The organism is Methylomagnum ishizawai, assembly GCF_019670005.1.
Classification (GTDB): domain Bacteria; phylum Pseudomonadota; class Gammaproteobacteria; order Methylococcales; family Methylococcaceae; genus Methylomagnum; species Methylomagnum ishizawai.
In genome coordinates this window covers 2,152,445-2,176,861 of sequence record NZ_AP019783.1, presented here as the reverse complement: position 1 = coordinate 2,176,861, position 24,417 = coordinate 2,152,445, and the positions used below count along the sequence as shown (strand labels likewise).

Genomic DNA, 24,417 nt, shown 5'->3' with positions numbered 1-24,417 from the left:
GTCCGCCCTTGCATTCGCGGCGGGGCCGGTACACAGTACCCGGAAGTCTAGCCCGACCTCGCGGAGGCACATGCTCGAACCCACATCCTCGAAGGCCCCGGCCCTGCGCCGGGCGCTCGGTCCCTTCGCCGCCAGCGCCTTGCTGACCGGCACCGTCATCGGCACCGGTATTTTCCTGGTTCCCTCCACCATCGCCCGCGAAGTCGACTCCGTGGGGCTGGTATTCCTGGTCTGGACCCTGGGCGCTTTGCTGTCCCTGGCCGGGACGCTGACCTATGCCGAACTCGGCGCGGCCCTGCCCGCGGCCGGCGGCGAATACGTGTTCCTCAGCCGCGCCTACGGGCCGGTCTGGGGGTTTTTGTTCGGCTGGCAGCAAGTGGTGATCGGCAAGACCGGCTCCATCGGAGCCATCGCCATCGCTTTGGCGATCTTCCTGGGCTATTTCCTGCCGGGGTTGGACCGGCCCTGGCTGGCATGGGAAGCCTGGAAGCTCACCGGGTTGCAAGCCGTCGCCATCGGGTCCATCGCCCTGCTGACCGCCGTGAACTACGCCGGTGTCGCGCTGGGCGGGGCGGTGCAGAGTTGCCTGACCCTGCTCAAGGTCGCGGCGATCCTGGCCTTGGCCGCCTTGGTCCTGGGCAGTGGACAGGGGGCTTGGAGCCATTTCCAATCCGTCCCCGCCGCCGAGCCTGTCCGAAGTGTAGGCGATTTTTTGGCCCATTTCGGGGCGGCCATGGCGGCGGCGCTGTGGGCCTACGATGGCTGGAACAACCTCACCCTGGTCGGGGCCGAGATCCGCGACCCGCACCGGACCATTCCACGGGTGCTGATCCTGGGGATATTGGGCGTGGCGGGGCTTTATATGCTGACCAACCTCGCCTGCTTCTACGCCTTGCCGCTCGCGGCGGTGCAGCAATCGCCCAGGGTGGCGCAGGACGCCGCCCGCCTGGTGCTGGGGGATTGGGGCGGGACGGCGCTGAGCCTGGCGGCGCTGGTGTCGACCTTCGCCACCTTGAACGGCTCGATTTTGGTGGGGGCGCGGATTTTCTACGCCATGGCCGGGGACGGGCTGTTGTTCCGCCCGCTGGCCGAGTTGCACCCGGCGCGGCATACCCCGGCCAAGGCGCTCATCGCGCAGGGGCTGTTGTCCTCGGGGCTGGTCTTGCTGCTGGGGGGGGATAACGCGGCGTTCGAACGGATGCTGGATTACGCGCTGTTCGGCACCTGGGGGTTCTACGGCATCACGGTGCTGGCGGTGATCGCCCTGCGCCGACGTCATCCCGACCTGCCCCGGCCTTATCTCACCCTGGGCTATCCCTGGATTCCGCTGGTGTTCGCCGGGGTCGCCCTGCTGTTCTGCATCAGCATCGCGCTGAGGAGGCCGGTGGAGACGGGCATCGGGCTGGCGCTGCTGGCGTTGGGATTGCCGTTCTATGCCTATCGCCGGCAGCGCCCGGCCTAGCCGGATAGGGGATTATGTCGCGGGCCTATCTTGTCTTGGATATTTTACGATTCGGCCGCTTATACCCCATTATTATCGGCCTCGCGGTTCCGTTATCCCGCCGCATCGCCCCGAAACCCAACCCCCTGAAACCCGGATCATGAAACCCCATACCCTACTCGCCTGCGCGGCGCTGCTCCAGGCCGCCCTACCCACCGCCGCCCAAGCCGGTTTGATCTTCACCATGCAGGAAAGCGGCTCCGATGTGGTCGTCACCGGCAGCGGCAGCGTCGATCTCACCGGCTTGACCCTCCTCGGCTCCACCTCCAGCCTCGCCTTCATAAGCACCCACGCCACTTGGGGCTCCGCGCTCTCCATCGGTCCCGTCGCGTCCGAACCCGTGTACAGCTATGGCGGCCTGGTCTCCAGCGATCCCGATTTCGGCAGTTCGAACTTATGGACACCGGCCAGCACCGGTTCGGGCGACAAAATCAGCCTCATCGTCAACGAGCTGACATTCCTCGGGCCGGCCCTCCACCTCCCGTCGGCTTATGTCTCCGGCGCCGCGCTCGCGGCCACCTCGACCTGGCTTGGCGCCAGCTTCGCCTCCCTGAACCTCAATCCGGGCACCTACACCTGGACCTGGGGCAGCGGCAGCCACGCCGATTCGGCCACGCTGATCATCGGCAGCGTATCCGAACCCGGCCCGCTGGCCCTGGGGCTCGCCGCCGCGCTGGCCTACCGGGCGGGCGGACGGCGCAGGCCCACGGCGTCCTGAGCGCGGCCCGCCCCCAGGACGGACAGACAGGAACGTCCCCCGCCCCGCGTCCCAGAACTTCCCTCCCCCCCACCGGTCACAGCATCGGACCGGGTTCCCCGGTCGCGCCAGTTCCGCCCTATCCATTACACCACCCACAGAGAGGAGATATCCATGATCGGCGGCATCGTCGCGATAGTCATCGCATACGGGTTCTACCGCGCCGCGGAAACCCGCGGCCTCCCCAACTTCCAATGGGCCGTGGCCGGCACCCTCGCCTATTACCTGCCCAATTTCATCTGGTCGCTGGCCGTGGCCAAGCCCTGGGTCAATTCCCTGCACGCGGCCAACAACGCCGGGATGGCCGGGATCGCCAACCTCTCGTCGGTCTTCGTCGGGCTGGCCGTGGCGCTCGCGGTCTATAAGTTCTTGCTGCCGAAAACGCCCTTGGCGCAATAGGCCGGACCGGTCCCAAAGAAAAACGGGCGGCGGGTCGCGAAACCCACCGCCCGTTTTTTTGGGCTGGGAAGCCGGGACGCCTTACAGCGCGGCGGCGTTCTCGCTCAGGTAGGCGGCGACGCCCTCGGCGTTGGCGTTCATGCCCTTCTTGCCCTTGTTCCAGCCGGCCGGGCAGACTTCGCCGTGTTCCTCGTGGAACTGGAGCGCGTCCACCATGCGGATCAGCTCGTCCATGTTGCGGCCCAGCGGCAGGTCGTTCACCACCTGGTGGCGGACCTTGCCCGTCTTGTCGATCAGGAAGGTGCCGCGGTAGGCCACCGCCGCGCCTTCGACTTCCACGTCATAGGCCTTGGCGATGGCGTGGCTGACGTCGGCGATCATGGTGTAGCGGACCGGGCCGATACCGCCCTTGTCCACCGGGGTGTTGCGCCACGCGGCGTGGGTGAACTGGGAGTCCACCGAGACCGCCAGCACTTCGACGCCACGGCTGGTGAGCTCGTCCAGGCGGTGGTCGAGGGCGACCAGCTCGGTCGGGCAGACGAAGGTGAAGTCCAGGGGATAGAACACCACGGCCACATACTTGCCCTGGGTTTCGGCGGAGAAGGTGTAGCTGTCCTTGATGCTGCCATCGCCCAGCACGGCCGCGGCGGTGAAATCGGGGGCGGGTTTACCGACGAGTACGCTCATCTGAAAATCTCCTTAACGGTCTTGTCATTGGGGTTCGGGGACGGCCCCGCCGGGATTTCCGGGCGGGCGGCCCCCGGGTCGAATGCATTGCGCGTCGGAATTCTACACGGAAACACTCAGAAATTATCTACCCGCGGCCCGAGGCCAACGCCCGCCCATGGCCCCGCGCCAGCGGGCGTTGGCCTCGGGTTCCGGTTCGCCTTGGAGACGCGCCAGGAGGTGCCCGGCCCGGTTGTGCAATTCGATGGCGGGTCCGGCGTCCGGGTCGGCGCGGTCGTCGATCAGCCGGATGGTCCCGATATTGTCTTCCCTGAGGTAGAGCGCGAAATTGTCGCCGAGGATTTCGAAGCGGCCTTCCCCCTGCTTGATGCGCTGGACCGTGCCCCGGTGCCAGCGCTCGAACGCCGTGTGGGAGATGCTGACGACACAGACTATTTCCTGGCGGGCCAGCCGCTCCAAGCGCTCGGAAAATTCCGGCAGCGATAAATCCAGCGTGGCCGCCGCCGGGCCGGGCGCTCCTGGGACGCCGTCCCGGACGATGGCGAGCGTGGCCGCGTGCTGGGACTCCGGGGAAGCTTGCGGGACTTTCGCGGCTGAGGTTCTAGGGAACATCGGATACCTCCTGAGGTGGGGACTTCCCCACGCGGGGATGTCTTGATCTTGCCGGGACGCCCGGTGACGGCCCAAGCATATGGGTCTACGCAAAGAAATGTAGTCCGTGTCCGGCAGGCGGACCGGAACTGGCCGGGGGAAATCGCGGTTCCGGGTGAAGCGCGGGTGGCGATGCCGCCGGGAACCGGACGGATCGATGGGGGAATCCCAGCGGGAACCGGGCCGGACCGGCCGCCGCTGGGCGGGGATAAGGACGGGGAAATCCGCTCAGGCCGCGCGGGCGGTTTCGCGGCGGCGGGCGGCCGCATCGGCCAGGATGCCCAGCAACAGTTCGGTGTCTTCCCAGCCGATGCAGGCATCGGTGATGCTGACCCCGTAGGCCGGGGCCGTGCCCGGTTCCAGCTTTTGGTTGCCGGGATTGAGGTGGCTTTCCACCATCACCCCGAAAATGCGCCGGTCGCCCGCCGCGATCTGCGCCCCGACCTCGCGCCCGACCTGCACCTGGCGCCGATAGTCCTTCATGCTGTTGGCGTGGCTGAAATCGATCATGATATTGGGTGGCAAGCCCGCCGCCCGCAAGGCTTCGGCGGTGGCCTGCACGCTGGCGGCGTCGTAGTTGGGTTGCTTGCCGCCGCGCAGGATCACATGGCTGTCCTCGTTGCCGGTGGTGGAGAAAATCGCCGAATGCCCGGCCTTGGTCAACGACAGGAAATGGTGCGGGCGCATGGCGGCCCCGATGGCGTCGATGGCGACCTTCACCCCGCCGTCGGTGGCGTTCTTGAAGCCCACCGGGCAGGACAGGCCAGAGGCCAGTTCGCGGTGGACCTGGCTCTCGGTGGTGCGCGCCCCGATGGCTCCCCAGGTGATCAGGTCGGAGACATATTGCGGGGTGATCAAATCCAGGTATTCGGTGGCGGCCGGCATCCCGAGCTGGTTGACCTCCAGCAACAGGCCGCGGGCCAGCCGCAAACCCTTGTTGATATTGAAGCTCTCGTCCAGGTCGGGATCGTTGATGAGCCCTTTCCAACCCACGGTGGTGCGCGGCTTCTCGAAATAGACCCGCATGACGATCACCAGATCGTTCGCCAGCCGCCGCTTGGCTTCCAGCAGGCGGCGGGCGTAATCCACCGCCGCCTTGGGATCGTGGATGGAACAAGGCCCGATGATGACCAACAGGCGGTCGTCCTGGCCCTTGAGGATGCGGTGGATTTCGCGCCGGGCCGTGAGGACGGTGGTGGCGGCCTCCTGGTTGATCGGAAACTCCTCGTGGACGTCGTGCGGCGGAAGGACTTCTTTGATCTCGGTGATCCGCAGATCGTCCGTGTTGTATTGATTGTGGGCGACCGCCACGCTATCGGAATGCTGATTCATATTCTTAAGCACCGCTGATTACGATTGGGAACGCCCGCCGGGATGGGAACGCGGGGGCGTACCGTAAAGTCCGGCATTCTAACGTGCCGCCCAAGGGCAGGGCTACCCGCACAGGGAAAAGAGTCCGCAAATACAGTGGGTTGCCCGATACCACAGGCTTTCCATGGAAGCGTCCTGGACCTTGAGCCCAAATTAAAGCTAGCGGCCCGGTCCGGCGCGGGAGTCCACGGCCCCGTCGAGCGGCTAGGGGTTCAGTTGGCGGGGGCTGCGGTAACCTGGCAAGCGCTACCACAGACATCGGAAGCGACGGTCCGTTGCTTCAAGCAGGCCGAGGGCGGGGAGGATGCGCTGAACGACGCGAGGCAATAATCGCTCGGGATCGGAGCCGCGAAGAGCGTCCGAAGACCGGCGGGATGGCTGTAATTGCACCACCCATTCTGATTGGGGTACTGGGCAGGGAAAGCGTTGGACTGGAACCCGCCGCATCCAAACATGGGCAGGAAAAGATTCGGGTCATATACCACCGCCCCCACCGTCGATGGCAATTTCCAATTAACAATTTCCCCCCAGAGATAATTCCCGGCGGGCACTCCGAACACGTCCACATTATACCAATTGGGCACATAGGAAGAATACCACCAGTCGTAACCGTTGAGTTGCGCCATCAAGGCCGGAATATTGATATAGCCCCCATTATAATCGAAGCTATCATAATCCGATGTAACCGGGTTAAGAAATGACGTACTGAACCCATAATATTCCTGTGCGAACAATTGGGCGCTGGTCAATTGATCCACAGCATCATAACCAGTCGATAGCGCTATCCCGGTCCCACAAGGGATGTTGTTGATAGAGATTGGATTTATCCCGATGGCGAGCCAATTATTGGTATTAGCCCAGGAGCCGAGACCGGCATCACCGACCGGGTAGCTAGTGCCGGTGCAATCTCCACTCGCAGGATGGCCGGCTTGGTTGGTGATCGCCCGGCCATTGTTCAGGTCGAACAAGCCGGCCCCGCCATATCCGGGTGCCCAGGTGGGCAGCAGGCAGTAGGCATCCCCCGCCGCGGCGCAAACCCCTACGAACGCCGTCGCGTTTTCATACTGGACAGTAGTCGACACATTTAGATTCGCCGTCTGAGGCAACAACTCAGCCTCCCCTAGATCCGGCGACTGGAGGTCCGCAAAATAAAGGAAGATTCCGTTCGGGTTCGAAAGCCCTGCCCGTGGTGGACAAAAATCCGGGAAAGGCAGGCACTGCGAACTGTCATAACCCTCTGGAATGGATACCCCTTGGGCGATGATGCTTTCATTGAATGCCGCCGTGTTGACCGCCCACTGGCTGAGGGTCTGGCCACCCAGCAACGGAATGGACGAGCCGGAGAGGGTATAGAGGTTGAAGAGCTGGTTTCCGGTAGCCACCGAGAAGGTGATTGGCAGGGGGCCGGAAGAGACTTGGAACACGCCCTGATTGACCGGCGCGCCGTTGCTGTCGAAGCCGATATAGAGCGCCGCATACTGGCCTGAATTGGGTGGCAGCAGGGTGGCCACCTGGGGGGCCGCACCCAGGATCAAAGGTGTTCCAAGGCTCTGGCCGGGGTTGGCCGTATTCGCCAGGCTAACGCCGCTGGAACCGTTGGTGACGCTGATCGGGGCGGCGGCATTGGCATTGGCCTGATCCTGGGTCATATTGCTGGCGATCTGGGTCAGCCACAACGTCGGCCCTGCGGAATTAGTGCCGATCACCGTCCCTACCGGCATGCTGGGGAAGGTACCGACCAAGGTATTGATCATCGCCGCCAGATCGTTGACTTGGGCCGCCGCATACTGGGGAGTAAGCGGATAGGTACCCGTCGGCGGCATCATGACTTGGGTGGCTTCATAGACCGCAGTCAGGGCATCGCCCAGCATCGCTTGCAAGGTATAGACGAACCATAGATTCCAGATGACGGGGAGACCCTGGGGTCCGCCCTGCGGAGCGAGGCTTCCATCGTTGAGCGCCCCAGGTGTTAGCGATGCGACATACTGGCCCGCCAGATTCACGAGACCCTGGCTGGACTTGGGAGGAGCGCCGTAGACTGCGGAGCCGCCGGCCGCATAGGCCAGTTGCTGGGTGGCGTACAGGATTCCGCCAACACCGCCCTCGGGACTGGCGGCTTCCCATTGGAATGCCTGAACGCTGTCGGAGTAAGTGCCACAAGCCCCGGTGTACACCCCGGCACAGGCCTGCTGGAGCGTGGCCGCCGTGACCGATCCACCGGAGCCACAAACCGTGGGACTCGCATCGCAGACCTGCTGCGCCGCCGAGATCACCTGCTTGAGATCCTCCATCACATTGTTGATCAGGCCCCAGTAAGGCGCGGTATCCGTGATGGCGGTATTGAGGGCGGTCTGGGCCTGCTGACTGGCCTGTACCAGACTCTGGAGTTCCAAACTCCCCACCTGGGCCGCCAGATTTTGCAATTGGTTTTCCATCTGGGTCAGTTGGTCTTGTATCTCCCCGAGATCGTCCAGGACGGTGGTGAGTTGGCCTTCCATCTGGGTCAACTGGTTTTCGATGTTGGTCAACTGGTTTTCGATTTCCTGATCAGGGGACGAAAAAAAGCCGAAGAGGCCGATGGCCATATTAGCAACCTTGGAGAAGGCCTCCACCGGATCTCCGGACAGGAAAGCGACGGCGCTGGAGATCAAACCGGCATTAGCCGTGGTCGCCGCTTGGGCCATGACCGGACCCTGCGCCCTGACCGGCGCCCCGGCCGTGACCGCGTTGAAGCGGTGCCGGGCATCTGGCTTTTTCTTCATTTCCCGGACCAATTGGGAAACGAACCGGTCCAGCCCGCCGTGCTTGGCCGCCTCCCGATAGAACTGGCGGCTGTCGAATTGGTCGGTACCGAGGCTTTGGGTATGGAAATCGAAGGCCAAGCCGGGCCAGGAGAACAGGCCCAGGAAAGTTCGGACCCGTTGCTCCACCACTGGCCCTTCCGTGACGGGCCGATGGACCAAGGCGCGGGCCAGGAGGGTCGTGAGGGGCGTCACTTGCGTGGCGGAGAAATAGCGAATGGAGCCGGTTTTCAAGGTCTGGGTCTTCGCCGCGGCCACCGCCAGGAGCGTTCCGTTGAATGACTTGCCGGTCGGCTTGCCGCTCTGCGCCAGCCGCCCGCCGGTGACCTTGATCAGCACCCGCCCGGGGAGCGTCCCCCGGATACCGACGGAAACGACGCCACGGCTGCCCGTGCGTGCTTGGCCGATGATCCGGCCCGGCTTGCCCTGGTCATCCAGTACCCGCACTTGCACCTTGGCCCGGGCGATGGCCCTAGCCCCAATATCGGTCTCATGGAATACGGCCACCGGCAAGAACGACCGGGCGGCGGCAACCGATGCCGTCTGGGGCAGCGCCGTTGCCGCCGGGCCGCCTTCGGCCCAAGCCGGAATCGGCCCAAGGCCGCTGCAAAGGGCGGCGGACAGACACATCGCGTACAGGGTTGCGGGGGTTTGGGATCGCATAGGCTAGACCTCTGGGTTTATTGCCCGCTCCGGGAGTCAGTTATTTTCCGGAAGCCGGTTATTTTTAGTGCCGCCGGACAGACCGGGCGGTGAACGGGTGCCCCGGATTTTAGACCGCCTCCCCGATTTTAAACACCGGACAGTCCCAGCCGGTTTCCCCAACCCCGTCAGGAAACCCATTCCAAACGTTATATCCCACCGATGCCAAGCATGGGTCCCGCACGCCCCACCGGGCTACCGGAACAACGCACGGCCACCTTACCGCCCCGGCCCGAACGCCCGCTCGAACGCCCAGCGCAACAGGAAGAACAGCGCGGCCATCAACACCAGCAGCGTCCCGATGCCCCCGCCGAAGAAAATCCAGATGCGGGTTTTCATAAGCAAGAACACCGCCACGGCGGTCAAGACCAGCAGCCACATGAAGCCCGTCAGCCTGCGGAATCCCGGAATCTGCGCCGGATCGGCCTGGTTGCGGACGAGGCCCAAGGTGGTCGCCATGGACAGCAGGGGCAGCAATTCCGACAACACGCCGGCCTGCATCAAACGGCCATGGCCCAAGGTATCGGCCAAGGCCACCGCCGCCACGATCCCCGGCCCGCAGGCCGCGTAGATCAAGCCGGTATAGGCATAGCGCACCGGGACAGCGTCCACCCACCCCTTAGGGTGCAAACGCCCGACCAGCCAAGCCAAGGCGGGGATGGCACCGAAATAGGCCAACACCGCCGCCGGGTTCGCCTCGACCTGGGCGAACAACTCCTGCAAGCTCATGATTTTCTCCGCTGATGAATCCGGTCCGACCGTCCGCGACGGGTCCAAGGATTATCCCACAGCCGATACCGGCTTTTTGAACAAGACCTTACAAGGACCCTGGCCATTCGGGCCGGGACTCACACCCCCCCGGTTCTGCTTGACACATCGGCCCCTCGTCCATAGCATTCCCGAGTTTTTTCCGGCCCCAAGCTCGAATCCTGCCAGCCCAGTCGCGGATATTTTAAATGACCCTATCCACTCCCGCCCCCATGAACGCCACCGCCTCCAATCCGCCCAGCGGGTTCGCCGAAATCCGCCAACTGGTGGGAGCGGAAACCACCGCGGTCGACCGGCTGATCCTGCAAGAACTCAGCTCCGATGTGCTGCTGATCAATCAAATTGGCCATTACATCGTCAACAGCGGCGGTAAACGGCTGCGGCCCATGCTGCTCTTGCTGGCCGCGAAAGCCTTGGGCTATCCAGGCCAACAACATATCACCCTGGCGGCGGTCATCGAGTTCATCCATACCGCCACCCTGCTGCACGACGACGTGGTCGATGAATCCACCCTGCGCCGGGGCCAGGATACCGCCAACGCCCTGTGGGGGAATTCGGCCAGCGTCCTGGTCGGCGACTTTCTCTATTCCCGCTCGTTCGAGCTGATGGTGCGGGCGCAGAACCTGCGGGTGATGGAAATCCTCTCGCAAACCACCACCTCCATCGCCGAGGGCGAGGTGCTGCAACTGCTGAACTGCAACAACCCCGCCACCACCGAGCAGAAATACCTGGCGGTCATCGCCCGCAAGACCGCCATCCTGTTCAGCGCCGCCGCCCAGCTCGCCGCCGTACTGAACGCCTCGCCGGAGCCGATCGAAACCGCGCTGCGCGACTATGGCCTGCACCTGGGCATCGCCTTTCAATTGATCGACGACGCCTTGGACTATCGCGCCAACCCGGAGGAACTCGGCAAAAACCTGGGCGACGATTTGGCGGACGGCAAACCCACCCTGCCCCTGATCTATGCCATCGAACACGGCACCGAGGCCCAGAGCGCGGTATTGCGTCAGGCCATCGAAAACGGCGACCGCGAGGCTTTCCGCGAAGTTTACAAAATCATTGAATCCACCGACGCAATCGCTTATACTTCCCTGCGTGCCAAGGAAGAAGCCAATATCGCGATAACCTCGCTTTCGGCCCTTCCGGCATCCGAATATAAAGAGGCTTTGGAAAGCCTCGCCCGATTCTCGGTCGAGCGTAGTTTCTAAAAGTCCGGTATTTTCGGGGTGTAGCTCAGCCTGGTAGAGCACTGCTTTCGGGAGGCAGGGGCCGGAGGTTCGAATCCTCTCACCCCGACCAATCAAGCCCATTCGTTACGTCCTTCCCGGTTTTAATGGACGTAATTATCCTTCCTCCTATTCCCCCATATAATCCTCCGCCCCGCCCGTCCCCGGTCGGCGGCATCGTTTCCGATTACCCGGTTTCACGGCGAGCCTAAAACCCTGGGCTAAATCCCCTATTCCAACCCATAGGCCGAGGTTTGGCAAAACCCATGGACGACGAATCCCTCTACGAAGTCGACGAGCAGGACCGGGTTATCGGTCCGCGGCCGCGCGGGGAATTGCACCGCCTGGGACTCAGGCACCGCTCCGTGCATATCCTGGTATTCAACGGGGACGGCGAGCTATTCCTGCAAAAGCGCTCCATGACAAAAGATATCAGTCCGGGCCGCTGGGACACCTCCGCCGCCGGGCATGTGGATTTCGGGGAAAGCTACGCAGATTGCGCCCGGCGCGAACTGGCGGAAGAACTGGGCGTCGCGCCGACAGGAGAACTCCGCCCCCTGTTCAAGCTCGCCGCCTCGGCCCAGACCGGCTGGGAATTCGTGCAGGTCTACCACACCCAACACGCGGGCGGTTTCCGGCTGAACCCCGACGAGATCGACGCGGGCCGCTGGTGCGCGCCGGCGGCGGTGGACGCCTGGGTGGCGGCGGACGACAGGACGCTCACCGCCGCCTTCCGGCTGATCTGGCGGACCTACCGCGCCCCGCCCGCCTAGGCCCGGCCTTCCTCCCGCAACAAGTCCAGCAAGGCCGCGAACGCCCGCCGGGTGGAAGCGAAGGCGAACCTCCCCGGATCGACCTCCCGCGGCGCCAACAACACATAATCCGCCACATCGTCCGCCGCCCGGATGCCACCGATGTCCGGGGCCTCGCAGGCGAAGAACATATCGGTGGTCTTATACGGCACCTGGGCATAGAGATAATCGTTGGGGGCGCTGAGCAAATAGCGGAACCCGCCCACCGCGATCCCCAATTCCTCCCGGATTTCCCGGCGCAAGCCGTCCTCCACGCTCTCGTCGAAATCGACGAAGCCGCCGGGCACGTCCAACATCCCCCGCCCCGGCGCCTTGGCCCGCACGCACAGGATCAGCTTGCCGCCATGGAACACGAACGCCCCGGCGGCGGCGGCGGCGTTGAAAAAGAACTGGAACCCGCAGTGGCCGCAACGCAGATGGCGCACCGCCGACACGTCGGGACCGGGCGCGCCACAACCGGGGCAATGGCGGAATTGGCTGGCGGGGCTATGCTGCAAACGCTCCGAATCCATAAAACACCCTCATGTGGAGGCCCGCGCCGGCGGGCCGCGTAGTGGAAAAAACCGTTCGGATGACGGAAGATTCGACCCGCGCCACCCAAAGAGGCACCGCCATGGACCGCGCCGTTTTCTTCATCTCCGACCATACCGGCATCACGGTGGAAGCCCTGGGCCGGAGCCTCCTGAGCCAGTTCCCGGATTTCCGGTTCGAGCGCACCACCCTGCCCTTCGTCGATACCGAGGCCAAACTCCACGCCGCCTGCCAGCGCATCCAGGCCCGCCACCGGGACACGGGCCTAGCGCCCCTGGTGTTCAGCAGCCTCGCCAACGCCGCGGCACGCGCCCATTTGCTGGCCAGCGGCGCGGTGGTGTTCGATGTGTTCGAAAGCCATATCGAGCGGCTGGAAACCGCCCTGGGACTCAAATCGGCGCAGGCGGTGGGACGCGCCCACGGACTCCACGACCCCGTCCAGGGCAGGGAACGGATCGGGGCGTTGAAGTTCGCGCTGGACACCGACGACGGGCTCGGGGCCGACGCCTACGGCACCGCCGATATCATCCTGGTCGGCGTGTCGCGCTCGGGGAAAACCCCGGCCTGCCTCTACCTCTCGCTGCAATATGGCATCGCGGCGGCGAATTATCCGCTGGCCGAGGAAGAACTGGAACGGGTGGAATTGCCCCGGACCTTGCGGGCATGGCGGGACAAGCTGTTCGGGCTGACGCTGGCCCCGGAACGCCTGCACCTGCTGCGGGAAGAACGCCGGCCCGGCAGCCGCTATGCCGCGCTCCCGCAATGCCGCCGGGAAATCCAAGCCGCCGCGGCCTTGTTCCAAGCGGCGGGCATTCCCTGCCTGGATACCACGCGCATGTCGGTGGAAGAAATCGCCACCAATGTCCTGCACCATTCGGGCCTGAAGCGGCCGGCCTGGTGAAGTGGAGACCGGGCGCAGCGGAATCCGGTATCTACGCCTCGGGATGGCGTTCCGGGCGCGGCACGGTGGCGATCAGCAAAACCGTCGCCGCCACCGCGCAAGCCGCCGAAAACCCGAAGGCCCAGGCCGAGCCGAACGCCTGCGTCAGCCCCCCGAAAATCAAGGAAGCCGGCAGCAGCAACAAGCCCGTGACCAGGTTGAACCAGCCGAAGGCCGTGCCCACGCCATGGCGCGGCACCATATCGGCCACCAGGGCTTTCTGCGCCCCCTCGGTGGCGGCGAAGAACAGGCCATACACGGCGAACAAGGGCCACAGCCACGCCTTGGACCAGCCATCGAAACCCAGCAACAGCAAGATCGCCGAATACACCAGCCAGCCCGCGACGATCATGGTCTTACGCCCCACCCGGTCGGACCAGGCCGAAAACGACGTGGAACACAGCGCGGCGACCAGGGACACCCAGGCCCACAGCAAAGGCAGTTCCGCATCCGGCACCCCGAATTCGCGGGCGCGCAACAACAAGAACAAGCTGGACGGGAAGCCCAACGTGAACAAGCCCAGCACCAGCAAATAACGCCGGAACGCCAACGGAAACGTCCCGATCCGCCAATCGAACGGCACGGCGGGCCGCGCCTCGCGCTCCACATCCTTGAGGCACAGGGTCAGCGCCACCGTCAGCAAACCCGGCACGGCGGTCCATAGCAAGACCTGCCGCAAATCGGCTTTTTGCTCCAACAACCACGCCGCCATCAAGGGACCGGCCACCGCCCCGACATTGTCCATGGCGCGATGGAAACCGAAAGCCAGCCCACGCTGCCCAGGCGCGGCGGACAAGGCCAGCAGGGCATCGCGGGGCGATGAACGCAAGCCCTTCCCCATCCGGTCGGCCAAACGGAACCCCATCGCCACCGGCCAGGACTGGGCGAAAGCCAGCATGGGCCGCGACACCGCCGCGATGCCATAGCCCGCCACCACCCAGCCCTTGGCCGAACGGCTACGATCCGCCGCCCGCCCCGACACCAGTTGCAACAGGCTGTTCACCGCCAAGGCCGAACCCTCGATGAAACCGAAAATCCGGGGTTCGACCTGCAACACCACGGCGAAATAGATCGGCAGCAAGGGATAGACCAGTTCGCCGGCGGTATCGTTGAGAAAGCTGATGCAGCCCAACATCCAGACGGTGGCGGGCAATTGGAGGACGGCGCGGGGGATCATGGGGGGAATCGACTCGCAGGGAAGGCCGACGGGGCCGCGGGCGCGGAAACGGCGTGCCCGTGGCGGGCACGCCGGGCGGGCTCACAGGCGATCCAATTGCAGCTCGTTCTGGCGTTCGGGGGAACCGCGCTTCTGTTTTTCTTGCTGCTGTTGCTTCAGTTCCATCTCGTGTTCACGTTGCATGGCGGTCTTGCGCGGCATGCGTATCTCCGACCACGCGGTGAACGAACCCATGAACAACAACAACGCGATGGTAGTGGACCAGAGCCGGTCCGGTTCCTTCATCCAGAACAGGACCCATTTGGGCTTGATGAGGCCGACGATGAAGATCAGCGGCGCAACCACCACCGCCATGATTTGTAGGAAAAATGCCATGTCATGCTCCTTGGGGATAAGGCCGAATTTCGCCAGCGTTTGAGACAAAAGCCCCGCCGCGAACGTTCCCGCACCGGGCCGGTGCCCCGCATCGGGCCGCGATTAAACACGAAATCGGGCGGAGGGACCAGACGGCGCGGGGGACGATGGCGCGACCGGCGTCCAAAGCCGGCTTTGGACGCCAAAATAGTTTCAGGACGGACGCGGCGTCAAAGGCTCGGACTCGAACGCCACCCCGGCCCAGCCGTGCTTCATGAAGGCGCGGATGTTCTTGTGGCCCTCGCCGTCCGGGTTGGGCAAGACCTCGTCGCGGTAGTATTCGCCGAACAAGGCCAGGGTCGCGGCTTCGGGCAGGCCGTGGCGCCGGGCGAAAGCGAAGATTTTGCAGGAACCCTCGTTGATTCCCGGTTCGTTGGTCAGGCGCTCCGTCCCGAGGCCGTTGTGGAACCGCGCCGGGCGGTAGTCGTAATGGGCAGCGATCATGTCCAGGGTCTCCCGGAAGGCGACCGGCTGACCGGCGGCGACTTGGGCGAGGAAGGCTGCGAGTTCGGGGGGGGTGGCGGTGTTCACGGGCATCGGAATCCTGAAATAGCGGGTCGGAAAACGCTCCGGGCCGGTCCCCGCGGAAGCCGGGCCGGGCGAAGCGGGCGCATGATACTACGGTTTTAAACCGGCTCCGCCCCCCGAACCACTGGCGGGGCTTCCCGCAACTGGCTTATCCTTCCGCGCCCGCTGGCGTTCAAGGAATCACCCAAGCCCATGTCTTTCATCATTCTCGACCGCGACGGCGTCATCAACGAAGACTCCGACGCCTATATCAAATCCCCCGAGGAATGGATTCCCATCCCCGGCAGCCTCGAAGCCATCGCCCTCCTGAGCCGGAAGGGCTTCAGGCTCGTGGTCCTGACCAACCAATCCGGGCTGGCGCGCGGCTTGTTCGACGCCGCCGCCCTGGACCGCATCCACGCCAAGATGCTCGCGGCCATCGCCCAGGCGGGCGGGCGGCTGGAAGCCATCTTCCACTGCCCGCACGGCCCCGAGGACGGCTGCGCCTGCCGCAAGCCCAAACCCGGCCTGTTCCGGGCCTTCGCCGAGCGCTATGGCGTGGATTTGCACCAAGTCCCGGCGGTGGGCGATTCCTACCGCGACCTGGAGGCGGCCTGGGCGGTCGGGGCCACGCCCATCCTGCTGGAAACCGGCAAGGGCCAACGCACCCTGGCCCGCCATCCCGACTTGGACATACCCATCTTCCCCAACCTCTATGCAGCAGCCCAGCATCTCATCCATTACCATGCTTAGCGTTTATCTCCGTTCGTCCCTCTTTTTCGCCGGGCAATTCCTAGCCACCCTTTTGATCGGACCGGCCATGCTGATGCTGAAGCCGTTCCGTTTCGAGACCCGCTACGCCGCCGCCAACCTCTGGGTGCGGTTCTGCCTCTGGCTGTTGAAGACCGTGTGCGGCCTCCGCTACGAAGTCCATGGCCTGGAGAACATCCCGGCCCGCAACGGCGTCGTCATCTGCAAGCATCAATCGGCCTTCGAGACGATTGCCTTGCAGGCGATCTTCCCGCCGGTGGTGTTCATCCTGAAACAGGAACTGCTGCGCATCCCCATCTGGGGCTGGGCCATGGCGACCCAGGAACCCATCGCCATCGACCGCCAGGCCAAATCGCAGGCGCTCAAGCAAATCCTCCGGGATGGCGCGGCCCGCATCCAGGCGGGGCGCTGGGTGGTGTTGTTCCCGGAAGGCACCCGCGTCGCGCCCGGCCAGAAAGGCCAGTACGGCGGCAGCGGCGGGATGCTGGCCCACCGCGCCGCCTGCCCGGTGGTGCCGGTGGCGCACAACGCCGGGGAATACTGGGCCAAGAACGGCTTCTTGAAATTCCCCGGCGTGATCCAGGTCCGCATCGGCCCGGCCATCGACGCCGCCGAGGTAGGCGGCGGCGAGGTCAACCGCCGCGCCGAAGCCTGGATCGAAGCGCAAATGGCCGAAATCACCGGCTCCGGTCCCTATGCCCAAGCGGCATCGGCACCGCGGGAAACCACCGGATAAGCGCCGCTTCGACAGGGCGGGTTCCATCGCGACCGGAACGCGCCCTCCCCCCCGCGTCACCAGAGCTTCACGCTTCCTTGCGCCGCCCTTCACAATGGTCCACTAGCATCCTGCCCCGCTCCATGGCGGCGGCACGGCCAGCTTCCCCAACGCCAAACACCCGCGCCGCCACCCCGGACCCCACCGCAACGACAAAACCAAATCAAGGTAACTTCGCATGAACCCACGTCACATCGCATCGGCGGTCGCATTGATCCTGGCGGGCTGCGGGATCGGCCATGCCACCGGCACCGGCAACAAAGTCCACCTGAAAATCGTCGCCATCAACGACTTCCACGGCCAATTGGAATCCCCCGGTAATTTCCGCAACCTGCCGACCGACGCCAGCGCGACCATTCCGGTCGGTGGCATCGACTGGCTGGCCGGCTCCATCGCCGACCTCAAGGCCAAGAACCCCAACACCGTGGTGGTGTCGGCGGGCGACCTGATCGGGGCCACCCCGCTGCTGTCCGCGCTGTTCCACGACGAACCCACCATCGAGACCATGAACCGGGCCGGCCTCGAAATCAACGCCGTCGGCAACCACGAGTTCGACGAGGGCAAGGCCGAACTGCTGCGGATGCAGAACGGCGGCTGCCATCCGACCGACCCCAATAGCTGCCAAGGCGCGGCGGTGGGCACCCCGGTCCCGTTCGAGGGCGCCGCCTTCCAATTCCTGGCGGCGAACGTGGTCGAAAAAGCCACCCGCCAGACCATTTTTCCGGCCTACACCATCAAGCAATACGAAGGCGTCAAGGTCGGCTTCATCGGCGTGACCCTGAAGGAAACCCCGACCATCGTCACCCCCAGCGGCGTGGCCGGGCTCAAGTTCAAGGACGAGGCCCACACCATCAACCAAGCCAGCCGCGAATTGCTGGCGCAGGGCGCGAAGGCGGTGGTGGTGTTGATCCACCAGGGCGGCACCCTCCCCGTCACCCAGGCGGCGGCGACCATCAACACCTGCGACGGCAACCTGGACGGCTCCCCCATCAAGTCCATCGTCGCCGGACTCAACAACCGCATCGACCTGGTGATTTCCGGCCACACCCACCAAGCCTACAACTGTAGGCTGCCGAACCGGGTGGGCCGTTCGATCCCGGTCACCAGCGCCAACAGCCAGGGCCGGGTCTATACCGATATCGACATGGTCCTGAACAAGACCTCCGGCAACGTCATCAGCGTCAACGCCACCAACGTGGTCGTGGACCGCCGCAACGCCGCCATCACCCCCGACGCCGGCATCAAGCAGATCGTCGATGGCTACAAGTCGCTGGCCGGTCCCATCGCCAACCGCACCATCGGCAGCATCACCGCCGACCTGACCCGCGCCAACAGCGCGGGCGGCGAGAACGCCATGGGCGACGTGATCGCCGACGCCCAATGGGAAGCCACCCAGGCCCCCGGCTTCGGCGGCGCGGTGGCCGCGTTCATGAATCCGGGCGGCGTGCGGGCCGACCTCCTGTTCGCGGGCAGCGCCGCCGGCGAGGGCGATGGCAACGTGACCTTCGGCGAAGCCTTCACCGTGCAACCCTTCGGCAACAGCCTCGTGACCCTCACCCTGACCGGGGCGCAGATCGAAACCCTGCTGGAACAGCAATTCACCGGCTGCGCCAACAACCAGCCCTTCAACCGCATCCTGCTGCCCTCCGCCAGCGTCGGCTACGCCTGGAGCGCCAGCGGCCCGGCCTGCGACAAGGTCGATCCGGCCAGCATCAAGATCGGCGGCGTCGTGGTCGATCCCGCCGCCAGCTACCGCATCACCGTCAACAGCTTCCTGGCCGACGGCGGCGACAACTTCAGCGTGCTGACCCAGGGCACCAACCGCCTGGGCGGCGCTTTGGACAGCGACGCGCTGGAAGCCTATTTCCGGGCGCATTCGCCCATCGCCCCGCCGACGCTGGACCGCATCCAGCCCTTGCCGTAATCCCCGGCGCGGCCTGAACCACGGCGGATGGGGCCGGGCGCTCCCTCCGCCTTTTTCTTCAACGGCGGAACCGCCAAGCCTGGGCGCGGCCAGCGGAACCCAAGCCGATTGCTACAATGTCGGCAATCCCACCACCACCAGCCGCCGACGCCCATGCCGCCCAACCCCGAAGCCCTCCCCGCAGCCTTGCGCCCCCCCATCGCCCTGGCCTGGACCGAATACCTCGCCCGCGCCGGTGCCGCCGTACCGGATTTCCCGCCCGAGGTCGAAACCGCCCTGCCCCTGGTCTGGTCCGCCAGCCCCTTCGTGGCCCAGGAATGCGTGCGCCGTCCCGCCCTCCTGGCCGAGTTGCTCGAATCCGGGCGGCTGCTGCGCCCGAACCGCGAAGGCGAATACACCGAGCGCCTCGGCCAAAGGCTGGAAAAAGTCGCGGGCGAAACCGATCTCATGGCCGTCCTACGCCGCTTCCGCAACCTGGAGATGGTCCGCATCGCCTGGCGCGATATCGCGGGCTGGGCCGACCTGGACGAAACCTTGGGCGATATGTCGCTGCTGGCCGAAACCTGCGTCCGCCACAGCCTGGATTTCCTGTTCCAACAGGCGTGCGCGGCCCGTGGCACGCCGGTCAACGCCCAGGGCGAGCCGCAATCGCTGGTGGTGTTGGGAATGGGCAAGCTGGGGGCATGGGAACTCAATTTTTCCTCCGACATCGACCTGATCTTCGCCTACCGCGACGACGGCATCCTGCCCGACAAGAAAGCCACCCACTATTCCGAGTTCTACGCCCGGCTGGCGCGGAACCTGGTGAAAACCCTGGACGCCGTGACCGAGGACGGCTTCGTGTTCCGGGTCGATACCCGGCTGCGGCCCTTCGGCGAGAGCGGCCCGCCGGTCATGAGCTTCGCCGCGCTGGAAGCCTATTACCAAGGCCAGGCGCGGGAATGGGAGCGCTACGCCATGGTCAAGGCGCGGACCCTCGCCGGGGATTTGGCGGCGGGGGCGGAATTGGAAAGCTTCCTGCGCCCGTTCGTGTACCGGCGCTATCTCGACTACCGCGCCCTGGGCGAATTGCGCGACCTCAAGCAGAAGATTTCCCGCGAACTGGCCCGCAAGGACCGCCAGGACAATGTGAAGCTCGGCCCCGGCGGCATCCGCGAAATCGAATTCATCGGCCAAGCCTTCCAGTTGATCCGGGGCGGACAGGAACCGCGCTTGCGGGAACGGCGGATTTTGCGGGTGCTGGACAGCCTGGGCGAACTGCGGCTGTTGCCGCCGGAGGTGGTGGCGCGGTTGCGGGCGGCCTATCGCCATCTCCGCACGGTCGAGAACCGCTTGCAGCAATACGCCGACCGCCAGACCCACGACCTGCCCCACGATCCCCGGCAACGGCTCGCCATCGCCCATGCGCTGGGCCACGCCGATTGGGAGGGTTTCAAGCGGGAACTGGATGCGGTGCGGGCCGGGGTGGATGAAATCTTCCGCCAAGTCGTGACCGGCGGGCAGGCCGAGGCGGCGGAAACCTGGGCGCTCCACGCCGAACGGGAATCGCTGCGGGCCGCGCTGGCGAACCTGGGCTGGCAGAACCCGGAACCCGCCGCCCTGCATCTGGAGCGCTTCCGCGCCACCCACGCCGTCCGCCATCTCACCCAGCGCGGCGAGACCGAACTGCGCCGCCTCTTGCCCAAGCTGCTACGCGCCACCGCCACCACGGACCTGCCGGAAGCGGCCCTGGAACGGCTGCTGGGATTGTTGGAAGCCATCGCCAGCCGCAACGTCTACCTGACCCTGCTGGCGGAAAACCCGGAGGCTTTGGCGCAATTGGTGCGCTTGGCGGCGGGCAGCCCCTGGATCGTCAACCATATCGCCCGCCATCCCCTGTTGCTCGACGAACTGCTGGACCCGCGCAGCCTGTACACGCCGCTGTCCAAGGCCGAACTGGAACGCGACCTGGCCCGGCGGCTGGAAGCGGTGAACCCGGACGACCAGGAACACCTGATGATCGTCCTGCGCCAGTTCAAACAGGCCAATGTGCTGCGGGTGGCGGCGGCGGATTTGTCCGGGGCCATCCCGATCATGGTGGTGAGCGACTACCTCACCTATATCGCCGAAACCGTGCTGGCCGAAGCCCTCGCCCAGTCCTGGCGGATGACGGCGGCCAAGCACGGCCCGCCCCCCTGCGCCGGTTCCGACCGGGCCTGCGGCTTCGCGGTCGTCGCCTATGGCAAGCTGGGCGGCTTCGAACTGGGCTATGGCTCGGACCTGGACTTGGTGTTCCTCTACGACGGCCACGGCACCACGCCCACCACCGGCGCGAAACCCGTCACCAGCGCCGAGTTCTACGCCCGCGTCGGCAAGCGCATCATCCATCTGCTCACCACCAACACCCCGGCGGGCGTCCTGTACGAAGTGGATTTGCGGCTGCGGCCCTCGGGCAATTCGGGGCTTTTGGTCAGCAGCCTGGAAGCCTACGAGAACTACCAGATGGAAAGCGCCTGGACCTGGGAACAGCAAGCCCTGGTCAAGGCCCGCTGCGTGGCGGGCGATCCCAAGGTCGGGGAGAAATTCCGCGCCATCCGCGCCCAATCCCTGCGGCGGCCCCGCGACACCGACCGGCTCCGCGCCGAAGTCCGCGACATGCGCGAGAAGATGCGGGCCAATCTCGGCTCCAAGGAACCCGGTTTCTTCAATTTGAAACAAGATGCCGGCGGTATCGTCGATATCGAGTTTCTTGTACAATTCGGGGTTCTTTCGGGCGCCCACGACCGGGAATCCCTGACCGAATGGACCGATGTGGTGCGCCAACTCGACTCCCTCACGGCGGCGGGATTCCTGGATCAGGACGCCGCTGGACTGCTGCGGCGGGCCTATTGCCAATTCCGCGAGCGCATCCACCGCGCCGCGCTGCTGGACATCCCCACCCTGGCCCCCACGGACCAATATCCGGAACTCCGCGCGGAGGTCCAACGCCTTTGGCGGGACCATATGGAGCGCTGATTCCCCCTTCCACTACAAGCACTCGGAGAAAGACTGATGGCGATGGATGACAAAGACGGCGTCATCTGGCTCGACGGCGAATGGCTACCCTGGCGCGACGCCAAGGTGCATGTGTTGACCCATACCCTGCATTACGGCTGCGGCGTCTTCGAAGGACTCCGCGCCTACCAGACGGAACGCGGCGCGGCGATCTTCCGCCTGCGCGACCACACCGACCGGCTGTTCCGTTCCGCCCACATCATGAACATGGCGATGCCCTTCGACAAGGACACGCTCGACCAGGCCCAGCGCGAGGCCGTCAGCCGCAACCAGCTGGCCAGCGCCTATATCCGCCCGATGTGCTTCTTCGGTTCCGAGGGCATGGGCCTGCACGCCAAGAACATCAAGGTCCATGTCATGGTCGCCGCCTGGGAATGGGGCAGCTACCTGGGCCAGGAGAACATGGAACGCGGCATCAAGGTCCGCACCTCCTCCTATGTCCGCAACCACGTCAACAGCGTGATGTGCAAGGCCAAGGCCAACGGCAACTACCTGAATTCCATCCTGGCGGTGCGCGAAGCGGTCGAATGCGGCTGCGACGAGGCGCTGTTGCTGGACCACGAAGGCTATGTGGCGGAAGGCAGCGGCGAGAACATCTTCATCGTGCGCCGGGGCAAGCTCTACACCCCGGACCTGACCTCGGCCCTGGAAGGCATCACCCGCGAAACCATCTGCACCCTCGCGGCGGAGCAGGGTTTGGAAGTGGTCGAGAAGCGCATTACCCGCGACGAGGTCTATGTCGCCGACGAAGCCTTCTTCACCGGCACGGCGGCGGAAGTCACCCCGATCCGCGAACTCGATGGCCGGATCATCGGCGCGGGCGGGCGCGGCCCCATCACCGCCAAGCTGCAAACCCTGTACTTCGATTATGTGCATGGGCGGCGGGAAGACCATGGGGAATGGTTGAATTACGTGGATTGAGCGAATATCCGCGAGATTAAAAAAGGGGCTGGAAAGCCCCTTTTTTTGTGGTTGATGCTTTGAAAATTTGTATTACTCCCTTCCCGTCTAAAGAACGACTAAGCTTATAGGCAATCGAACTGGACTGGGAAAGGCACGATGAACCGCTGTATCCGCATCCAACGGCTGGCCCCGCAGGACCGTGAACGGTGGCAGGCGCTGTTCTACCGCCACCAGCAGCAAAGCCGACGGCGTAGGCTGCTGGCCTTGAAGGCCCTGTGGGACGGCGAGAGCATGGCCGGGGTCTGCCGCAGCCAGGGAGTCCAGCGCAAGACGCTGGAGAAGTGGCTGGACAGCTACCTGCATGGTGGCTTCGACGCCCTGCTGGCCCCGCAAAGGCGGCCCCGCCCGCAAGCCCTGAACCCGCAGCGGCGCAAGGTCCTGCGCTACATCCTGCTCCACAAGACGCCGGCGGACTATGGCATCGACAGTTACCAATGGACGGCGGCCCACGTCCAGGGTTTGCTCGTTGAGAAGTGGGGCCTGCCGCTGAGCGCCAACCGGCTTTACGAAATCTTCGACGAACTGGGCCTCTCCCACCAGCGCGCCCACCGCGACTACGGCCCCGCCCAGCCCGCCGAGCGGGCCGGCTTCGTGGAGGCGCTCGAAAAAAAACCGCCGAGGCCGACCCCGGCACCGCCCTCGTAGCCCTCGACGAGTTCGCGCTGCTGTCCACGACCTGCACCCACTACGCCTGGGCGGAGAAGAACACCGCCCCGGCGCCGCCGAGCAACGAGAAGCGGCGGGAGAAACTGAACGGTTTCCTGGCCCTGGACCTGGGCAGCGGCCAGACCACCGTGGACTTCCAACCCCAGGCCAAAACCCCGAACGCCGTTTACGTCATCGCCCTGATCGTCCTGCGCTACGCCAGCCTGGGCTTCCGCCAGACCCTGTGCATCCTCGACAACTGCTCCATCCACAACGACTCCATGAAGGCCGCTCTGGCCGAGTTGCTGGCGGAAATCCCCCTGGCCCAGGGCATCGCCGTGCACTTCCTCCACACCCCGGCCTACTCCCCCAAGTTCAACCCGGCCGAATACCTCATCCGCCTCGTCAGGAAGAACTCCCTCTACCACCTGCCCCATGCCATGACGGTCCAGCAGCGGGCCGAGCGCGTCCATCGGCACTTGGCCCAGGCCCCTCCCCAAACACCCCAGCAGGTCAAGAACATTCTCAGCCATATCTACCGCCTGCCAAAAAGTGGGGGGTCTTAGGGCGGGAAGGGAGTATATTTAAACGCATCTGGTCAACAGAACCTAAGTTACTTTCCCCTGCCCCCGGCTATTGCTCTTGGCGGCTGCTTCTTCACGGCGCTGTTTCTTGTAGCGCTCCAAATCAAAACCACTGATTTTCCCAAGCGGCATATCCCCGAAGAACGGTATAAGGTGCTGCTCTAAACGCTGGCGTTTCTTGGGAATATCTTTACCACTCTCCTCCGCCAATTTTTCCAAATATTTGACGGCGGCTTCGCGGAAAGTTAGGGCTATTTTCCGACCCTTGGGAAGCGCAAGCCGGTCATGCTTGGCATCCTGCCGAACTTTTTCTATGAACTCCTCCGCCTGGGTCCGGGTCGTGCCGTCCGACTCTCTGCCGAGCTATAACGGAAGTGGTGTACGGGTCTGGATTGAGGGAGGGCGGCGTACCCTGCTGAAATGGGATTGACGAGATCGCGTTTCAGACTGACGAAGAGGTACGCCGATGAAAAAGATA

The 24,417-nt window shown here is 64.7% G+C and carries 23 protein-coding genes and 1 tRNA gene; 14 read left to right on the top strand and 10 right to left on the bottom strand.

Annotated elements, in window-relative coordinates; genetic code table 11:
- Positions 1 to 70 precede the first annotated feature (70 nt).
- The 3 genes from K5658_RS09970 (at position 71) to K5658_RS09960 (ending at position 2,657) form a co-directional block, all read left to right on the top strand.
- Positions 71 to 1,462: an APC family permease gene (locus K5658_RS09970; protein ID WP_221066777.1), complete on the top strand. Its 1,392-nt coding sequence runs from the start codon at positions 71 to 73 to the stop codon at positions 1,460 to 1,462.
- Between the two features lie 139 nt (positions 1,463 to 1,601).
- Positions 1,602 to 2,219, top strand: a complete 618-nt coding sequence (locus K5658_RS09965; protein ID WP_221066776.1) for a hypothetical protein — start codon at positions 1,602 to 1,604, stop codon at positions 2,217 to 2,219.
- Between the two features lie 153 nt (positions 2,220 to 2,372).
- Entirely contained in the window at positions 2,373 to 2,657 is a 285-nt protein-coding gene (locus K5658_RS09960; RefSeq protein ID WP_221066775.1) for a hypothetical protein, read from the top strand.
- A gap of 81 nt (positions 2,658 to 2,738) precedes the next feature.
- Here K5658_RS09960 and K5658_RS09955 read toward each other — a convergent pair whose 3' ends face one another.
- From K5658_RS09955 to K5658_RS09935, 5 genes are all read right to left on the bottom strand, one after another.
- Positions 2,739 to 3,344 carry a peroxiredoxin gene (locus tag K5658_RS09955; protein WP_221066774.1) on the bottom strand — a complete coding sequence of 202 codons (606 nt, stop codon included), beginning with the start codon at positions 3,342 to 3,344 and terminating at the stop codon, positions 2,739 to 2,741.
- Positions 3,345 to 3,467: 123 nt separating this feature from the next.
- Positions 3,468 to 3,956 (bottom strand): hypothetical protein, encoded by a 489-nt coding sequence (locus tag K5658_RS09950; protein WP_221066773.1) that lies wholly within the window; start codon positions 3,954 to 3,956, stop codon positions 3,468 to 3,470.
- Between the two features lie 267 nt (positions 3,957 to 4,223).
- Positions 4,224 to 5,327 carry a 3-deoxy-7-phosphoheptulonate synthase AroG gene (gene aroG, locus K5658_RS09945; RefSeq protein ID WP_221066772.1) on the bottom strand — a complete coding sequence of 368 codons (1,104 nt, stop codon included), beginning with the start codon at positions 5,325 to 5,327 and terminating at the stop codon, positions 4,224 to 4,226.
- 251 nt (positions 5,328 to 5,578) lie between these two features.
- On the bottom strand, positions 5,579 to 8,830 hold the full coding sequence (locus tag K5658_RS09940; RefSeq protein ID WP_221066771.1) for a hypothetical protein: 3,252 nt from the start codon (positions 8,828 to 8,830) through the stop codon (positions 5,579 to 5,581).
- 258 nt (positions 8,831 to 9,088) lie between these two features.
- Positions 9,089 to 9,598 carry a hypothetical protein gene (locus tag K5658_RS09935; RefSeq protein ID WP_221066770.1) on the bottom strand — a complete coding sequence of 170 codons (510 nt, stop codon included), beginning with the start codon at positions 9,596 to 9,598 and terminating at the stop codon, positions 9,089 to 9,091.
- A 227-nt stretch (positions 9,599 to 9,825) separates the two neighbouring features.
- Here K5658_RS09935 and ispB point away from each other — a divergent pair, with 227 nt between their 5' ends.
- From ispB to K5658_RS09920, 3 genes are all read left to right on the top strand, one after another.
- Positions 9,826 to 10,845 carry an octaprenyl diphosphate synthase gene (gene ispB, locus K5658_RS09930; RefSeq protein ID WP_221066769.1) on the top strand — a complete coding sequence of 340 codons (1,020 nt, stop codon included), beginning with the start codon at positions 9,826 to 9,828 and terminating at the stop codon, positions 10,843 to 10,845.
- 14 nt (positions 10,846 to 10,859) lie between these two features.
- A tRNA-Pro gene (locus tag K5658_RS09925) sits at positions 10,860 to 10,936 on the top strand.
- Between the two features lie 193 nt (positions 10,937 to 11,129).
- Positions 11,130 to 11,636 carry an NUDIX hydrolase gene (locus K5658_RS09920; RefSeq protein ID WP_221066768.1) on the top strand — a complete coding sequence of 169 codons (507 nt, stop codon included), beginning with the start codon at positions 11,130 to 11,132 and terminating at the stop codon, positions 11,634 to 11,636.
- Here the strand turns inward: K5658_RS09920 and K5658_RS09915 are convergent.
- Positions 11,633 to 12,187, bottom strand: coding sequence for an NUDIX hydrolase (locus K5658_RS09915; protein WP_221066767.1), 555 nt, complete (start codon positions 12,185 to 12,187; stop codon positions 11,633 to 11,635). The genes K5658_RS09920 and K5658_RS09915 overlap by 4 nt on opposite strands.
- A gap of 59 nt (positions 12,188 to 12,246) precedes the next feature.
- Between K5658_RS09915 and ppsR the strand changes: the two genes are divergently transcribed.
- Positions 12,247 to 13,107 (top strand): pyruvate, phosphate dikinase/phosphoenolpyruvate synthase regulator, encoded by an 861-nt coding sequence (gene ppsR / locus K5658_RS09910; RefSeq protein ID WP_221066766.1) that lies wholly within the window; start codon positions 12,247 to 12,249, stop codon positions 13,105 to 13,107.
- A gap of 31 nt (positions 13,108 to 13,138) precedes the next feature.
- Here the strand turns inward: ppsR and K5658_RS09905 are convergent, their stop codons facing one another.
- The 3 genes from K5658_RS09905 to K5658_RS09895 form a co-directional block, all read right to left on the bottom strand.
- Complete coding sequence (locus tag K5658_RS09905; protein ID WP_221066765.1) at positions 13,139 to 14,323, bottom strand: MFS transporter; 1,185 nt, start codon at positions 14,321 to 14,323, stop codon at positions 13,139 to 13,141.
- 81 nt (positions 14,324 to 14,404) lie between these two features.
- On the bottom strand, positions 14,405 to 14,698 hold the full coding sequence (locus tag K5658_RS09900; protein WP_221066764.1) for a hypothetical protein: 294 nt from the start codon (positions 14,696 to 14,698) through the stop codon (positions 14,405 to 14,407).
- Between the two features lie 192 nt (positions 14,699 to 14,890).
- Positions 14,891 to 15,268: a HopJ type III effector protein gene (locus K5658_RS09895; protein ID WP_246628609.1), complete on the bottom strand. Its 378-nt coding sequence runs from the start codon at positions 15,266 to 15,268 to the stop codon at positions 14,891 to 14,893.
- Positions 15,269 to 15,457: 189 nt separating this feature from the next.
- On the opposite strand from K5658_RS09895, the gene gmhB reads away from it, so the two are divergent.
- The 7 genes from gmhB (at position 15,458) to K5658_RS09860 (ending at position 23,921) form a co-directional block, all read left to right on the top strand.
- Positions 15,458 to 15,997, top strand: a complete 540-nt coding sequence (gene gmhB / locus K5658_RS09890; RefSeq protein WP_221066762.1) for a D-glycero-beta-D-manno-heptose 1,7-bisphosphate 7-phosphatase — start codon at positions 15,458 to 15,460, stop codon at positions 15,995 to 15,997.
- A gap of 67 nt (positions 15,998 to 16,064) precedes the next feature.
- The gene (locus K5658_RS09885; RefSeq protein ID WP_246628608.1) at positions 16,065 to 16,751 is read left to right on the top strand and encodes a lysophospholipid acyltransferase family protein; all 687 of its coding nucleotides are present in this window, start codon (positions 16,065 to 16,067) and stop codon (positions 16,749 to 16,751) included.
- Between the two features lie 217 nt (positions 16,752 to 16,968).
- On the top strand, positions 16,969 to 18,714 hold the full coding sequence (locus K5658_RS09880; RefSeq protein WP_221066760.1) for a bifunctional metallophosphatase/5'-nucleotidase: 1,746 nt from the start codon (positions 16,969 to 16,971) through the stop codon (positions 18,712 to 18,714).
- Positions 18,715 to 18,867: 153 nt separating this feature from the next.
- Positions 18,868 to 21,708, top strand: a complete 2,841-nt coding sequence (glnE, locus tag K5658_RS09875) for a bifunctional [glutamate--ammonia ligase]-adenylyl-L-tyrosine phosphorylase/[glutamate--ammonia-ligase] adenylyltransferase (RefSeq protein ID WP_221066759.1) — start codon at positions 18,868 to 18,870, stop codon at positions 21,706 to 21,708.
- A 36-nt stretch (positions 21,709 to 21,744) separates the two neighbouring features.
- Positions 21,745 to 22,668 carry a branched-chain amino acid transaminase gene (locus tag K5658_RS09870; RefSeq protein ID WP_221066758.1) on the top strand — a complete coding sequence of 308 codons (924 nt, stop codon included), beginning with the start codon at positions 21,745 to 21,747 and terminating at the stop codon, positions 22,666 to 22,668.
- A gap of 138 nt (positions 22,669 to 22,806) precedes the next feature.
- Positions 22,807 to 23,355 (top strand): helix-turn-helix domain-containing protein, encoded by a 549-nt coding sequence (locus K5658_RS09865; protein WP_221066757.1) that lies wholly within the window; start codon positions 22,807 to 22,809, stop codon positions 23,353 to 23,355.
- A gap of 17 nt (positions 23,356 to 23,372) precedes the next feature.
- Positions 23,373 to 23,921 carry a transposase gene (locus K5658_RS09860; RefSeq protein ID WP_246628638.1) on the top strand — a complete coding sequence of 183 codons (549 nt, stop codon included), beginning with the start codon at positions 23,373 to 23,375 and terminating at the stop codon, positions 23,919 to 23,921.
- A gap of 42 nt (positions 23,922 to 23,963) precedes the next feature.
- Here K5658_RS09860 and K5658_RS09855 read toward each other — a convergent pair whose 3' ends face one another.
- Entirely contained in the window at positions 23,964 to 24,158 is a 195-nt protein-coding gene (locus K5658_RS09855; protein WP_221066756.1) for a hypothetical protein, read from the bottom strand.
- Between the last annotated feature and the right edge of the window lie 259 nt (positions 24,159 to 24,417).